The 16,508-nt window shown below is 36.0% G+C and carries 9 protein-coding genes; 3 read left to right on the forward strand and 6 right to left on the reverse strand.

The genetic code is table 11. The annotated features are described in order from the left end of the window. The first annotated feature begins 105 nt into the window (after nucleotides 1-105). Nucleotides 106-5,025 (forward strand): Calx-beta domain-containing protein, encoded by a 4,920-nt coding sequence (locus N4270_RS03055; RefSeq protein ID WP_260095326.1) that lies wholly within the window; start codon nucleotides 106-108, stop codon nucleotides 5,023-5,025. Nucleotides 5,026-5,092: 67 nt separating this feature from the next. Here N4270_RS03055 and N4270_RS03060 read toward each other — a convergent pair whose 3' ends face one another. The 4 genes from N4270_RS03060 to gdhA all read right to left on the reverse strand — a co-directional run bounded on the left by N4270_RS03060 (nucleotide 5,093) and on the right by gdhA (nucleotide 12,082). After that, entirely contained in the window at nucleotides 5,093-7,504 is a 2,412-nt protein-coding gene (locus N4270_RS03060) for a TonB-dependent siderophore receptor (protein ID WP_260095327.1), read from the reverse strand. Between the two features lie 5 nt (nucleotides 7,505-7,509). Continuing rightward, nucleotides 7,510-8,229, reverse strand: coding sequence for a DNA repair protein RecO (gene recO, locus N4270_RS03065; protein ID WP_260095328.1), 720 nt, complete (start codon nucleotides 8,227-8,229; stop codon nucleotides 7,510-7,512). A 9-nt stretch (nucleotides 8,230-8,238) separates the two neighbouring features. Beyond that, nucleotides 8,239-10,611 carry a two-component regulator propeller domain-containing protein gene (locus N4270_RS03070; protein ID WP_260095329.1) on the reverse strand — a complete coding sequence of 791 codons (2,373 nt, stop codon included), beginning with the start codon at nucleotides 10,609-10,611 and terminating at the stop codon, nucleotides 8,239-8,241. A gap of 127 nt (nucleotides 10,612-10,738) precedes the next feature. Then, on the reverse strand, nucleotides 10,739-12,082 hold the full coding sequence (gene gdhA / locus N4270_RS03075; RefSeq protein ID WP_260095330.1) for an NADP-specific glutamate dehydrogenase: 1,344 nt from the start codon (nucleotides 12,080-12,082) through the stop codon (nucleotides 10,739-10,741). A 222-nt stretch (nucleotides 12,083-12,304) separates the two neighbouring features. On the opposite strand from gdhA, the gene N4270_RS03080 reads away from it, so the two are divergent. Continuing rightward, nucleotides 12,305-13,120, forward strand: a complete 816-nt coding sequence (locus N4270_RS03080) for a glutamate dehydrogenase (protein ID WP_260095331.1) — start codon at nucleotides 12,305-12,307, stop codon at nucleotides 13,118-13,120. Nucleotides 13,121-13,193: 73 nt separating this feature from the next. On the opposite strand, the gene N4270_RS03085 is transcribed toward N4270_RS03080, so the two are convergent. After that, nucleotides 13,194-14,333, reverse strand: a complete 1,140-nt coding sequence (locus N4270_RS03085; protein ID WP_260095332.1) for a cystathionine gamma-synthase — start codon at nucleotides 14,331-14,333, stop codon at nucleotides 13,194-13,196. Nucleotides 14,334-14,486: 153 nt separating this feature from the next. Between N4270_RS03085 and N4270_RS03090 the strand changes: the two genes are divergently transcribed. Then, nucleotides 14,487-15,206, forward strand: coding sequence for a DUF3298 and DUF4163 domain-containing protein (locus tag N4270_RS03090; protein ID WP_260095334.1), 720 nt, complete (start codon nucleotides 14,487-14,489; stop codon nucleotides 15,204-15,206). Here N4270_RS03090 and N4270_RS03095 read toward each other — a convergent pair. Then, nucleotides 15,203-16,450 carry a sodium:proton antiporter gene (locus N4270_RS03095; RefSeq protein ID WP_260095335.1) on the reverse strand — a complete coding sequence of 416 codons (1,248 nt, stop codon included), beginning with the start codon at nucleotides 16,448-16,450 and terminating at the stop codon, nucleotides 15,203-15,205. The genes N4270_RS03090 and N4270_RS03095 overlap by 4 nt on opposite strands. Nucleotides 16,451-16,508: the final 58 nt, after the last annotated feature.

Here is a 16,508-nt window from a genome sequence, read left to right on the forward strand (position 1 = left end):
TATAACAATTTGTTAATAAAACTGTGGCTTTCAACCTTTAACAAAAGAGTAATTTTGTATATTAGCACGTTTGCTTTGCGGCAAGCATAAATTTTAATTATCCCTATGAAAAAGAATTACTCTCTAGTCTTCTTAGCAATGCTATGTTTTGTCGTGTCTAGTTATGGGCAAACAGAAATCTTTAACGTAAATGGAGGTGGGACACTTCCTGCTGATTGGTCAGAGACAAACAACATAACGAATGAACCAATTGACAAATCTACGTATTACATGGTGCAGCCAGGTAATCCAGGAGATTTTTTAGAAACAGCTGCTTATGATTTAAGTGCATATGCAAATGCAACTTTTGAAGTAGATATGAGATCTTTTGGCAGTGGTACCCATAGAGCTTTATTAGTTGAAGTGTCTACAGATGGAGGGACAAACTTTACTCAATCCTACTCAACTCCGATTACAACAACTACTTATATAACTAGGACCGTTAATATTGCTACTGTATCGAATAATACTGTTCTCAGGTTTTCTGCTGACGGGACATCAGGGAGAGGTATAAGAATGAGGAACTTGATATTAACAGCAATTCCACCTTCCGGACCTTCAATAACAGCAAACCCTACAACCATTACAGGTTTAGATTATGCCTTTGGCAATGGTCCTTCAGCATCACAAAGTTTTGATATTGAAGGCACCTTATTAGTCGCTGGAACAACTGTAACATCTAATTCAACCGATTTTGAAGTTTCGCTTTCACCTGGAAGTGGTTATGCAAACTCAGTAAATGTTCCCGCAGGTACTTTAAATGGCATTACTACTATTTATACACGTTTGGTTGCTGGATTAGCCGTAAACACCTATAGTAGCACAATTTCAATATCTAATGCAACTCCAGGAATAGGAACAACACCTACCATAAATGTGAGTGGTGAAGTAACACCACCTCCACCTGCTAATGACGATTGTTCTGGTGCTATTAGTTTAACACCTACACTCACCTGTAGTTATTCAACGTATACCAATTTTAATGCTACAGATAGCAGTAGTGAAACAGCACCTGGGTGTGCTAGTTATAATGGTGGTGATGTATGGTTTTCGGTACTAGTTCCTGCATCTGGAGAACTAACCATAGACACCAATAATATTGACTTTACCGATGGAGGAATGGCCGTTTACTCTGGTGCTTGTGGTAGTTTAGCTCTAATAGAATGTGATGATGATGATAGTACTAATGGTAATATGCCTTATATATCTCGTAATGACTTTACACCAGGAACTACAGTATATATAAGAGTTTGGGAGTATGGCGGTAATGATTCTGGTGATTTTGGTATTTGCGTAACTGCACCAGCACCACCAAATACAACTGTAGATTTTTCATCGGCAACCTATACCGTTAACGAAAATGGTGGAAGCATTGACTTATGTGTTGATATTTCGGCACCAAGTGCCAGTGTGAGTACCTTTGTGGATGTTGATTTAACCTCAACAAACGTACCGCATGTGACCTATACCTTAACAACGCTTGAGTTTACTGCGGGTAGTTCGGCACAGCAATGTGTAACTATTCCAATCACAGATAACACGAGTTGTGGTGACAGTAAAAACTATGCATTTGAACTTACAAATGTTACTGGTGGAGATGCTGCTACAGCAGGAAGCCTCGACGCAACTGTATTAACGGTTACAGATAATGAAAGTACAGGAGGCACCATTCGCACTTTAGCTTTTGAAACTGGTGATGACTGGACTTATACAGGTGGCGGCACCGTCAATTCTACAGCTAATAAATTTAACGGTACTGCTTCGTATCGTTTAAGTAATTCTACAAATATCACAACCTCTGATTTTGATATTTCTGCGTATACCAACGTAAAATTATATGTTGCTTTTGCAGCTAATGGCCCTGATTCTAATGAAGATTTATTTTTAGATATTTCTTACGATGGTGGTACGACATGGACAGGCACAGGCTCTATCATGTTAGTAGATGGTTTTAGTAATTCACCACTCGATATTGGTGATACCAGTGCTTCAGACCCTACAACAGTGGCTTCAAACCCTTGGGTAGCCTCAATTCCTGATAGTGAATCTCAAATTAGCGTAAGGCTAAGAACTGCTGGATTAGATGGTGGCGAGTTTTATTTTGTAGATGATATCATCTTAACCGGTGATTATTGTGCGCCATGTACACCAACACAAACCGTGACCAACTTTACACCAACTTCGGGACCTGCTGGAACCGAAGTAACCATAACAGGAACCAACTTAAGCACTGCTGTTGTTTATTTTGGTCTTGACTTAGCGACTATAGTCTCGCAAACCAATACCGAAATTGTTGTTGAAGTTCCTGATGGTGCGACAACAGGTGCCATTACTGTTGAAGAAAGTGGCTGTCCTGTTGATACTGCCGATTTTACAATTATTAGTACATCTGGACCTTGTAATGGTTTAGATGACCTCATCATGACCGAAATCTATGATGCCGAATCGGGAAGTTTAGGCTATATAGAAGTGTTTAATGGTACAGGTGCAACGATAGACTTAAGCACCTATTATATTAGACGTTATGGTAATGCGACGCGTCTAGCTAGTGATACTTACACAGACTACCTTTTCCCTAGTATTTCAATTACTTCGGGACAGGTTTTATATGGAAAAATAAGTACCGATACAGACACCGCTTCACCTGATTTTCAATTTACAGCATCTGGTGGTAGTGCAGGTATTAATGGCGCTGATATTTTTCATTTACGTAATGGCAGTACCGTTATCGATATTTATGTGGAACCTAATACAGATGCCGAAGGTGACAAAGGTTATGTTGCCAGACGTGATGTTAATACAATGGGGCCAAATAACCCAGATGACCCAGCTGATTGGTCACACCTTTCTACCGAAAACGAATCTAATTTAGGCACGTTTGCTTTTACAGGTACTGTGGCTAACTTTTTAACTGTTGATACACATCCTAATGATGTCTCTGGTTGTGGCGATGCTGTGTTTACAACAACGGCAACTCCAGGAAATGCCGGCACCTTAACTTACCAATGGTATTTTAATGATGGTGTTAGCACAGGCTGGACTACCGTTACAAGTGGAAATTTACCCTTAGCAACCGTATCGGGAGAAACCAGTAATCAGCTGACGCTCTCAGGAAACTATTTTAGCTATACAGGGTATCAGTTTTATTGTTTAGTGACCGAAGATGGCACTTGTGATAATGCTTCAGACGCTGCGCAATTAAAATCTGTAGTAGTAACCTGGTCAAGTGGTCAATGGAACTGGAGTAATTCGGCTACGAACGTAAATCCTCCAACAATATCAGAAATCGTTATTATTGATGACACCTATGACACGACTGCCAATGGAGATATTGATGCTTGCCAGCTGGTTATTAATTCTGGTGTTGGCCGTACATTAAACGTGACCAATTCACACTATGTAAGAGTGGTAAATAACGTTATAAATAATGGAACACTAACAGTACAAACTCATGGTGCTTTTGTACAAGACGGACTTGGTCTTGCTGGTACCGGAACTGCAGGTACATTTACCAATAATGGAACCGCTAGTGTTATTAAACAAACTGAAATTTTAAATGATTGGTACGAGTATACCTACTGGAGTTCTCCGGTTTTAAATCAGGATTTAAATGCTGCAACGCCTTTTACGCCAGCAACAAGACGATTCTATTTTGACACTTCCAACTATTGGGATGAGCATACCGATGGAACCACCAATGGTGTTCCAGATGATATTGATGATGCGCCACCTTATGATTGGCAAAACGCTTCAGGTGATACTATGGAAATGGGAAGAGGTTATGCCGCGACATCATCGCCAATGGGCTTATATCCTGGAACAGATCAAGCCACTTTTGAAGGCGAATTTTTTACAGGTGATTTATTTAAATCGGTCATTAGAAATGGCTTCGCAGGAGATAACGATTGGAACTTTATTGGTAACCCTTATGCCTCTGCTATTGACTTTGTAGATTTATATACTGAAAACAGTACAATTATTGATGGTGCTGCTTATTTATGGGCGCAATCATTACCACCTTTAGATACCAATCCAGGTAATGAACCTTTAAATTTCAACCAAGCAGATTATGCTATTATTACAGTTGGTAGTGGTAATACTGCAGGTGCAAACATGGTGACTCCTAACAATTTTATTCCGTCTGGTCAAGGTTTCTTTGTAAGTGCTATCAATACTGGCGGAAACTTAAGATTTACCAATGAAATGCGTCGCGCAGACAATACTAGTAACGATCAGTTTTTTAGATTTAGTGATCCTGAAGACAATGCTATCGCTTATGACACCAATAGATTGTGGGTGAATCTTACTTCAGATAATGGGGTCTTTAATCAAATATTAGTAGCTTATGTAGATGGCGCAACTAACGGAGAAGACAGCTGGAGTTATGATGCGCCTAGAAATCTTTCTAGCGGATTAGCTTCAGTAATATATACCTTTATAGACAATGTAGATACGAGATATGCTATTCAAGGAAAAGCGCCAAGTAGTCTAACTCTTGATGAAGTTATTCCTGTTGGTTTTAAAACCAATATTACTCAAGCGACCATTTACAAACTATCTATTGCAGACTTAGAAGGTGAATTCTTATCAAATAATACCATTTATTTAAAAGATAAATTACTAAATACTATTCATGTGCTTTCTGATAGTGACTATACCTTTACTTCAGAAACCGGTGATTTTACCGAACGTTTCGAAATCGTATTCCGTCAAGAATCGCTTTCAGTAACCGAAAACGAAGTCTCTCCTAACGATGTATCTATCGTGGAATTAGGTGATGGAGATGTTGAAATTTCAGTCGGTCAAAACTTAGTGATTAAACGTGTGGAAATCATTGATGTTGTAGGACGCACCATTTACCAATTGCAAGGAAACAGCAGTGTGGAAGTGTATAACTTATCACGCTTAAGCCAAGCTGCTTATATTGCTAGAATTACACTATCTAATGGTCAAATTATCACAAAGAAAGCCATAAAAAGAAAATAAATAGTAAGACAACAAACGTGTCTAAAAGGGGTTTTAATTTTAAATTAAAGCCTCTTTTTTTTAAAGGTTATTTTATACTGTACTGAAGTGAGAGAATAAGGTTGCGGCCTGGAGCAGCAATTCCAGAAGAATAGGTTTGATACCTTTGGTCTGTAATATTTTCTAAAGACGCTATTAATGTTGTTGCTTCAGAAATTTTATACTTCGTTCTTAAGTTAAAAGTATACCAGGAAGGTGCATAGGGATTACCATTGCCATCTAAAGCATAAATATAATCTTTAGCCTGTTCTGAAGGCGCTAATTGATTAAAAGATAATTCGTTATTGTATTCGGCAAAAGCATCCACTTGAAATCTTTCATTTTGCCATACAAAATGTGTATTTCCAAAACTAGGCGCAATATGTCTTACCGGAATTTCAATACCGTTATCATCTTCGGTACCACCAATAATATTGTATTGAGACTTAAATTTAAAGTGTTTGGTGAAATTAATTTTTACTCCAGCTTCAAAACCATAAATCCATGCTTTTGATGCATTTTGAATGGCTTGTACATTACTTAGTTCACCATCATACTCAATTTGAGATTCGCCGTTAAGGGTAAAATCTCTTCGGATTAAAGCATTATCTAAAAACGTATAATAAGTCGCCATATCAACAATCACCAGATCATTAAAATTGAGCCTTAAACCCAATTCGCCACCATAAGCATATTCAGGTTTTAAATCTTGATTAGGTACAACCACCGAACCCGGTTCTGAGTCAAAAACCTTTCCAATATCATCAATATTTGGTGCTCTAAATGCTGTAGATGCATTGAGTTTCCACTGCATGATGTCATTAGGCATCCAACTTATTCCAGCGGTTCCTGTTAAAGCGCCTGCATCTAGTTTTGCCGAATCGAAAGGCAAGTTTAAATACTCATTATTTTCTTTAAAATCGGCATTAGCCAAAACATGATTGTAACGCAATCCTGATTGAAACACAAACTTTGGATTTGGTTTATATTTAAAGCTGGCATAAGCTGCAATAGACTGCCAGTTGGAGCCATCGGGATATCTGGTTACCGTAGCGTTTGAAGTATTAGACGCAATATTATAGACACTTCCTGTAGAATTAACCTGATTGTAAACATATTCTAATCCGTAGAAAAGTTTACTTTTTGTGCTTACGTCTTTTTCCAAATCGATATTAAGTGAATAGGCATCAACTGATTCTTCTCTTATTGATCGTTCTTCAGATTGAAAATCTCTGTCCATTCTACTTTCCTGAAAATTCTGGTAAGCCGCTGTAGCTTGAATTTTATCATATAAATTGGAATTACTACTCAATTTAGTAACCTGCAAATTGCTCATAAACCAACGTTGCGGACCATAATTCCACTCTGCAGAACGCAAATGATCACCTCTGTATCGTATTAATCGGTCATAACGAGAGTAATCTGATGTGCTAGAATAAAACAAGCCTAAATCGAAGCTTAAATTCTCTTTAGGTTCATAGCGTACTTTTTGCAAAACATTAATCTGGTCATAACCTGTTGGCTTTTGTATAAGCGGATTTTCATTTTGAACAATCACATCTTCACCATTGATGGTTTCTACATATTCTGGCCTTAAATAGTCATCTGGACCATGTTTCCCCATACGTAAATCATCAAAATCAGTATAACTTAAACTGCTTAAAAATGCCCATTTTTTTAAGCCAAAATTAAAATCTAAATGACCTGTTTTTTCCTTATTGGCAGTGGCATATCTTAGGCTTGCATTAGCATTAAAGTAAAGTGAATCTTTGTAGGACAATTGCGGTTTTTGAGTATAAAAACTCATCACACCACCAATGGCATCACTTCCGTAAACAACCGAACCTGCACCTAAGGTAATTTCGGTATTTTGAATGGTAAATGGATCTATAGAAATCACATTTTGTAAATTACCACCTCTAAAAATGGCATTGTTCATTCGCACACCATCAACTGTGATTAGTAATCTATTGGTAGAAAACCCTCTAATCATTGGGCTTCCTCCACCTAATTGGCTTTTTTGGATGTAGACATTTCCTGTACTCTCTAGTAAATCGGCACTGGTTTGCGGATTTTCAAACTGAATATCACTAGCGCTAATATTCACAATAGTTTGAGAGATATCTCGTTTGCTCTGTTCAAATTTTGAGGCTGAGATAATAATTTGATTGAGGTCTTCAATTCGCGGTGTGAGATACACGATAAAATCAACACCTAACTGTTTGATTTTAATGGCTTTCTTTTTGTAAAGAATATTTTGAAAGTAAATGACTTCTTCTTGCGTAAATTGTTTGATAGAAGCTTTTCCATCTAAATCGGTAATGACCGATTTATCCTTTTTAAAGTTATAAATAGCGACACCAGAAATAGGGGCTTTGGTTCCCTCTTCTAAAACTGTTACCGTTTGAGAATTGCTGAATAAAAAAGAAAAGATAAATACAACTGAAAGCGTAAACTTCATAAATCTTAATTAAATACCTGATTAAAAACCTGCAAGGATTTTGGTTTTCTAAAACTGCCCAAATGTAATTCAAAATATAACAAAAGCATCGTTAGAAACGCTTGTCTTTGTTTTGAATTTAATTTCACCTCATTAAGAGTATCAAAATTTGTGCCTAAAAGCTGTTTTAGCGTCGTTAAATTTTCTCCAGAAACGCTGTAAACATCTTGCTTTTTGGTTTCAAAAAAACCGGTATTCAAATTAAAATAATTGTGATTCATGTCTGACACATCCGGATAGAAGCCGAGATGTTTGGTTAAATTCAATAAGAACAGAAGGTGAAAATTAGAAAATTCATCTTCGGCATCGAGCCATCTAAACGCCGTTTCTAAGTAGTGGTACAATTGCTGATTTTCTTCTTCCTCTCGTAATACAGTTGATAAGACTTCGGCTAAAAACATAACAATAGAACTCTTATAGATATTGGTATGTAGACTTGTAAAACTGAAATCTATCCGAACCTCTTTGATTGTTTGTAGCGATTGATTTTTTCTGAAGTTCTCTTCAATTTGAAGTTGCGATAATAATTGATAATATGCCGCTTTAGAAGCCCCTTTTTTACTGCTTAAAACACCTCTGAGTATATAACTAACCACACCTCGGTGAAGTGTAAAACACTTAACAATAAGATCATTATCTCTGTATTTGAGTTTAGAGAGAACAATCACTTTGGTTTTGATAAGCATAGGGTGAAATTAACGTACTATGAGCAGTTTTAAAACTTTGGTTTCAAAAGAATCTAAATCTGAAATATGAAACAAATAGACGCCAGAAGCTACGATATTACCTCTTAGATTTTTTCCATTCCAAATACCTGTCCCGCCATCAATAGCAAAATTATAGTTGGCTTTAGATATACGCTGATTTACTCGAGACTGCGCCTCTGCAACTAGGTTGCCTTCGATGTCTGTTATTTTCACATTCACATTTTCGGTTAATCCCGAAATTTTTACACCATTGTTTATGTCATTCAAATCATCAAACCCCAAAATATTATATTCTGGTCGTACCGGATTTGGATAGACATAAGCTTCCTCTAAGGTTTCTTTAGGTTTAGAACCTCCAGATAAAAATGCCACTAAGCCTTTGGTGGTTGCAATGTAGACTTTACCAGATTGGGGATCAATAGAAATATCGCTAATAGCATTAGAAGGGAGCGGCGAGTTATCTTTGGTAAATTGAAAAATAGTTTCTTGTCCGTCTGGAGAAAAATAAAAGACTCCAGAATCTAAAGTTCCAACCCATTTATTATCTGAACCATCAACTTTGATGTCGGTGATGTATTGATTTGATAAGAGTTCGGTAGGAATACCATTTTCAAGAATTACTATTTCGTTCACACTTGGATCTGGATCATCTATAAAGCCAGAGGTATTAAAAAGCACTCTTAATCCTCTTATGGTACCAATCCAAAGTTGATTACGACTATCTAATGCAATGGATCTAACGTTATCAGATGGCATGTTTTGTGCTTCAGAAGCCACAAAATTAATTGCACCAGTGTCTGTATTATAACCAATTAATCCATGTTCAAGGCTCGTTAGCCATTTCATACCTCCAGAACCAATCTCTAAATCAATAAACCCATTTTCATCATTTAATGCATCAGAAATTATATCAGAAAAGCTATATCCTTGCCATTGATTTGTAGCTGGATCAAATGATTTAAGGGCGCGATCAACCTTAGAAGTAGCTGTCCAGATAAGGCCATTACTGTCAAACTTGAGAGGTCCTTGCCGAATGCCTATAAAATTTGGAGCACCAGGGATCACTAAAGATTCCAGACCGCTGTTATCTTGGTTATATAAAACATCGGCAACTTCATTATTTAATTCTAAAATACCATCCTTAAAAGAACTGATAAATACCTGACTTGGATTAAAGGGATTTATAGCAATATCACAAAGGTTTCTAGCGGTAAGTAAACTATCGAAAGGGATATTATTCCAGTGCTCATCTTTTAGCACACTGATACCTCGGCTATGCAACGGGAATGAATTAAGAAACACATCATATTCGCCATAGGTGACCCATAATTGATCGTCCCCTGCCTGAATCTTAAAAGCAGCATTACTAGAAGGGCCTTCTGGCAATATCACGTCATACTCTAAAGCGTTATCTGGAATGGTTTTTAACACACCTGTGTTATGTGTGCCTATGTACATATTATTTTCTAAAAGCGTAGCACAGGTAAAATTAGTATCAAAGTCTTCGTTGGTAGAGGCATTTTGAATTGGTACAAAATTTTCCGAATACACAAAAACATTTTCAGATAGCGTCACTATTAAATTGCCATCAACAGCTCTGACATCTGATGGTAAATTGCCATAAGTAAATAAAGCATTTAAATTGTCGTTAATAATCTCATGTATTACTTTATTAAGCTGAAGTACATAAAGTTTAGCGCCTACATTTGTTATAGCAGTATAATTACCATTACTTATGGTGGTCCACTGTTGAAAATCAATTAAATTAGGATTAGATAACGCTGCTTTTTTTATCCCGTTATTGGACCCACAAGCTGCGTATATATTGCCATTAAATATGGCGGTTTGGTTCACGGTAATCTGGCTACCGCCATTACCAATAAAATAGGAGTCCCCAAACTGTAAATTGGTGAGATCATAAACCGATATCCCATAATCTGTTGAAATATAAAGTAACCCTTCATATTCATAAAGGTGATTAATTTTTTTCAAGGCAGGAGAAATCGTTTCTTTTTCTAGTATATCTACAACTGATAATATTTCGGATTCGCCATCAAAAATAATTTCTATAAGCCCTGTTTCATAACCAACAATTAATAAATCAAAATCTTCACTATATCGTATGGTGGCTATAGATTCTCCAGACAACCCATTTATGGTTGTAATGGTTTCTATTTCATTTGAAAACACATCATAACTAAAAATTGCATTTTCTGAAGCTGCATAAATTTTATCTTCACTTCTAGTAATATCTCTAATTTCAAAATATGAAAAATAGCCTTCCCAAAGTGTTGAGAAATCTTGAGAAACCCCTTTAAACGAAACTAAAATTAAAAGGACAACAAGTATTCTTTTTAACATATCAAATATTTTTTACCAAATATATTTATATCTAACGACTTTTTCCTCAATATCATATAAGGTATCGCAATAAAAAAAGCTTTCAGTATTACCTGAAAGCTCTTTTCTCTATTATTTTTGAGATGTATTATACGACACCTTGGGCTAGCATGGCATCTGCTATTTTTACAAATCCAGCAACATTAGCACCTTTTACATAATCTACATATCCATCAGGTCTCGTTCCATAAGTCACACAAGATTCGTGGATATCATCCATAATTCTGTTTAGTTTTTCATCAACTTCTGCTCTGGTCCAACTTAATCTGAGTGAATTCTGGCTCATTTCTAATCCAGAAGTAGCTACACCTCCAGCATTAGATGCTTTTCCTGGAGAAAATAACACTTTAGCATTTTGAAAAGCTTCTATGGCTTCTGGTGTTGTTGGCATGTTGGCTCCTTCAGCAACCGCAATCACATTATTACTGATAAGTTGCTTAGCTTCGTCACCGTTTAATTCGTTTTGAGTTGCACATGGCAATGCGATATCACAATTTACAGACCATGGACGCTCACCAGCGTGATAGGTAGCAGAACTATATTGGTTAACATATTCACTTATTCTACCACGTTTCACATTTTTAAGATTCATAATAAATGCCAATTTATCGGCATCAATACCTTCAGAATCGTGTATATATCCGCCAGAATCTGACATTGTAACCACTTTAGCTCCTAATTGAGTTGCTTTTTCACAAGCGTATTGTGCGACGTTTCCAGATCCAGAAATCACTACTGTTTTTCCTTCAAACGAATCACCATTAGTTGCTAACATATTTTTAGCAAAATAAACACAACCATAGCCCGTTGCTTCGGGTCTAATTAAAGATCCTCCATAAGAAATTCCTTTTCCGGTTAAGACACCAGTAAATTCATTTTGAAGTCTTTTGTATTGGCCAAACATATAACCAATTTCACGAGCACCAACACCAATATCTCCTGCAGGAACATCGGTATTTGGGCCAATATGTCTATATAACTCGGTCATAAATGACTGACAAAAATGCATCACTTCGGTATCACTTTTTCCCTTAGGGTTAAAATCAGATCCACCTTTACCACCACCCATTGGCAATGTTGTTAAGGAGTTTTTAAACACTTGTTCAAAACCTAAAAACTTAAGTATACTCAAGTTTACAGAAGGATGAAAACGCAAACCACCTTTATAAGGGCCGATAGCAGAGTTAAACTCAACTCTAAATCCGCGATTTACCTGTGTATTTCCTTGATCATCAATCCAAGGCACTCTAAAAATAATGGTACGCTCAGGCTCAACCATACGCTCTAAAAGCATTTTACCCTGGTACTTTGGATTCTCCTCAATAAAAGGAATCACAGTTTCTGCAACTTCGTGTACAGCTTGTAAAAATTCAGTTTCATGACTGTTTTTATCTTTTACAAGTTTCAGAAAATCTTCAATTTTATCTTTCATTTATTAAAGTATTAATAATGTATGTTGATTTTTACAGCACAAAGATACATTATCTTTAAAATGTATGCTCTTTTTTTTTGATATTCTCAGTCATACTTTAACAAAATATTAAATTAATATTATGTCGTTGTTCGGATATATTTACATTTCGTCTAATTATTTGGTAGTTAGTCTAGTTTTTATATATTTGTTAATAAACAAGCCCTCAGTAAAATAAGACCTATGACGCTTAATTTTAAACAATTAACATTTATATTCGTTTTCATACTCGGTATAAACGAATGTTATTCGCAACTTGGTTTTTCTCATGAAATTGGTGTCATTGCTGGTCCAGTTGCATTTCAGTCTGACTTTGGTGTTCGAAGAGATTTTGAAACCAATGCAGGAAACACTGGTATAGGAATTGGTATCGTACACTATATCAATTTTGCTTATCGGGCAGATTGTAACTGTTACTCTACGGATACATTTTTTAACGACCATTTCAAATTGCGTAATGAAATTTCCTGGAACAAGACCAAATTAAACCATTTTGGTAAATGGGTTGATGCTTCAAGAACGAGTATTAATGCTGAGCGTTTACGACGCCATTCTGGGATTGCTCAAAATTTTGATATTGGAACTCAAATTGAATTTTTCCCTAAGAGTATTCGGTCGTTTCAGTCTTTTAGCTATTCGTTTGCACCATTTGTAAGTTTAGGCGTCCATTTTACAGCCTACAATCCTAAAGTTGAAACCACTTATGGTGATGGTAATATCCAAAATATGGATAACTTTTTTTCTGGTTGGGTAAATGCTGCAGATCCAAATACCAATGAAGATCCGTTTTTATTTAATGAAAGTGGAACCACCTGGTCTATGGTTGGTAGTGTTGGTACGCGCTATAAATTAACGGTGCTTTCCGATTTAATGCTTGATTTAAGATGGCAATATTATTTTAACAATAGAATTGATGGCTTAGATCATAATCTACCATCAAATAAAGCTAACGACTGGCTGGTTTGGTTAAATTTTGGTTATATCTATTACTTAGACTAAACATCATAAACATATCATAAAAAAAGACCAAGTAAAAACTTGGTCTTTTTTTGTATGAACTCTAAGCTATTCGTTAACCAATAGCTTGTTTTAAATCGGCTATAAGATCTTCTTCATCTTCAATACCAACACTTAATCTAATAAGTGAATCGACAACACCTGTTTTTTCGCGCTCTTCTTTCGGGATGCTCGCATGTGTCATACTTGCAGGATGACCTGCTAAAGACTCAACACCTCCTAAAGATTCGGCTAAGGTAAATACCTTAAGGTTTTCAACAATCTTAATAGCTTCTTCGTAATTATTCCCTTTGGTTGTAAACGAAACCATCCCACCAAAATCATTCATTTGAGCTTTAGCAATATTATGATTTGGATGACTTTCAAACCCAGGCCAATAGACCTTTTCAATTTTTGGATGATTGGCTAAATATTCAGCAACCGCTTTTCCATTCTCACAATGACGCTGCATTCTAATGTGTAAGGTTTTAATTCCTCGCAAGGCTAAAAAACTATCCTGAGGACCACAAACTGCGCCACTAGCATTTTGAATAAAATACAAACGATCTGCCAGGTCTTTATCTTTAACGATTAAAGCACCCATGACCAGATCACTATGTCCGCCTAAATATTTTGTAGCAGAATGCATCACAATATCGGCTCCTAAGTCTAAAGGTTGTTGCAGGTAAGGAGTCGCAAAGGTATTATCTACTGCTAAAAGCACCTTATGTTTTTTTGCAATTTCGGCTGTAGCTTTAACGTCAATAATATTCATCATAGGGTTGGTTGGTGTTTCAACCCATATTAATTTTGTATGTTCATTGATATAGCTTTCTATATTTGAAGCATTTTCCATTCCAATGAAATGGAATTTAATCCCAAATTTTTTAAAGACGCTGGTAAACAATCTGTAAGTTCCGCCATATAAATCATTGGTTGAAATAACTTCATCTCCAGGTTGTAATAATTTAATTACAGCATCAATCGCAGCTAATCCCGAACCAAATGCTAAACCATGATTTCCATTTTCTATACTGGCAAAAGCATTTTCTAAAGCGTTCCTAGTAGGATTGTGAGTTCGAGAATACTCGTAACCCTTATGACCTCCAGGTGTAGATTGTGCATAAGTTGATGTTTGATAAATGGGCGGCATAACACTTCCGTAAGCTGGATCATGTTGTTGCCCTCCGTGTATTGTTTTTGTGTTGAATTTCATTCGTTTCTATCTATTTTATCTGAAAAGTCATCAGTCGTAAATCAACCTTCTAAATTTCAATTTCATATGGTAAGCAACAAATTTAAGGTTTAATTCGTTGTATTCAAATCTAAGTAATACCTTTATTGTTTGTTTAACAAAATGCCCAACAGTTTGAAAAAAACCTATGCCCTTTTAGTCGTATTAATCACCTTGATTTCTTGTAATAAAGAAACTAAGATTGAGTTTTCTGAAACCCACATCGAAACTTCGGAACATGCTGATATATCGATGAATTTTCCTAAAGCTGAAGGCACTGAAGAGATTGCCCGTAAAATCAATACAACACTTGAAACTTACATTGTAAATCAAACTAATTTAGGAGAAAGTACAGCGTCAGATTTAACCATTCCTGATGCCATAGCAAAATTTAACTATGACTATAATAGTTTCAAAAATGATTTCCCCGATACCTCTCAAAAATGGGAGGCTTTTATTGATGGCGAAGTAACCCATCGATCACCAGAGCTTATTTGTATTGCGATAAACTCGTATCTGGATACGGGAGGCGCTCATGGGAATACGAATGTTCGGTTTTTTAATTTTAATCCGCAGACTGGAAAATTATACCAGACTAAAGATCTTATCGGAAATATTAAAGGCTTTTCTGAAGTGGTAGAGCAAAAACTAAAGGATGAAATAAATAAAAATTCTGAAGCATCGATGACAGATGAATTCTTCGGAAAGGATTTTCAGCTACCAGAAACTATAGGTTTTAGCGATGAAGGTGTTATCATTTTATACAATCCTTATGAAATTGCTTCTTATGCTCAAGGCATCTTAGAATTTACAATTCCTTTTGAAGACTTGAATTCCTTTTTAAACATCTACTAATCGGCATCCTTTGTTAAACGTTTGATCACAGGTTCAACAGTGAGCCCTTGACCAATAATGGAGAAAACGACGATGATGTAAGTCATTACTAAAAACAACTCACGATGCATATCTTGTGTTAAACTCAAAGCCAATGCTATTGAAATACCACCGCGTAATCCACCCCAAGTCATTATTAAATTGGTATGTTTTACAAATTGTAATTTTTTATCAAAGAACTTGATCGGCAGCCATAAAGACACATAACGACTCAACAATACTAGTGGCACCGCAATTAAACCGGCTAAAATATAGTCCAGACTAAAGGTTAGCACCAGCATTTCCATTCCGATCATGACAAATAAAATCGTGTTAAGCAATACATCTACTAATTCCCAAAATTTGTCGACATACATTTCAGTAACATGAGACATTGAATTTTTCCGAACCGTATCATTTCCTACGATCAATCCGGCAGTAACCATGGCTAAAGGTGCAGATAAGTGCCAGTGGTGTGCCAGCAGACTTCCACCCATTACTGTGGCAATGGTGATAATAACTTCAACCTCATAATCATCGATAGACTTTAGCAATTTATAAGTGATATAACCCAAAACAAGCCCTAAACCTATTCCTCCTAATACTTCTTGCCCAAATAGTTTAGCAATTTCACTAAAAGCAATGGCTTCATCAGGTTTAGCAGCAATTGCAAAAATGGTTAGGAATACCACAACGCCAACGCCATCATTAAATAAAGATTCACCCACAATTTTTGTTTCCAGTTTCTTAGGAGCTCCGGCTTTTTTTAAGATGCCTAAAACAGCTATTGGATCGGTTGGCGAAATCAATGCTCCAAATAACAGACAGTAAATAAACGAAACATCAAGCGATAAAAGTTGTAACAAATAGAAGGTTAAGGTTCCTACTAAAAATGTCGAAACCAGCACGCCTAAAGTTGCAAAGACTAAAACTGGCCATCGTTGAATTTTAAGCTGATTAAAATTGGTATGCAAAGCACCAGCAAAAAGCAAAAAACTTAACATAATATCAAGCAAGACCGTTTTAAAATCTATTTGTGATATAAGTGCTTTTTCTCGTAATAACAAGGTATCATCAAATTGCCCGATAGCTACAACTATAATAGTAAACACAATAGTAATGAGCATCAAACCAATGGTAATTGGAAGTTTTAGAAACCTTACATTAATATACCCAAAAAGTGCAGACATTACGATTAAAATCGATGCTATTGCATAATAATCCATAAGCGCTTAAATTTTCGATAAAAGTAACTAATTTTCTTCTGAAATCAGTTTACTTTGT

It is taken from the genome of Psychroserpens sp. SPM9 (genome assembly GCF_025153525.1).
Lineage (GTDB): Bacteria > Bacteroidota > Bacteroidia > Flavobacteriales > Flavobacteriaceae > Psychroserpens.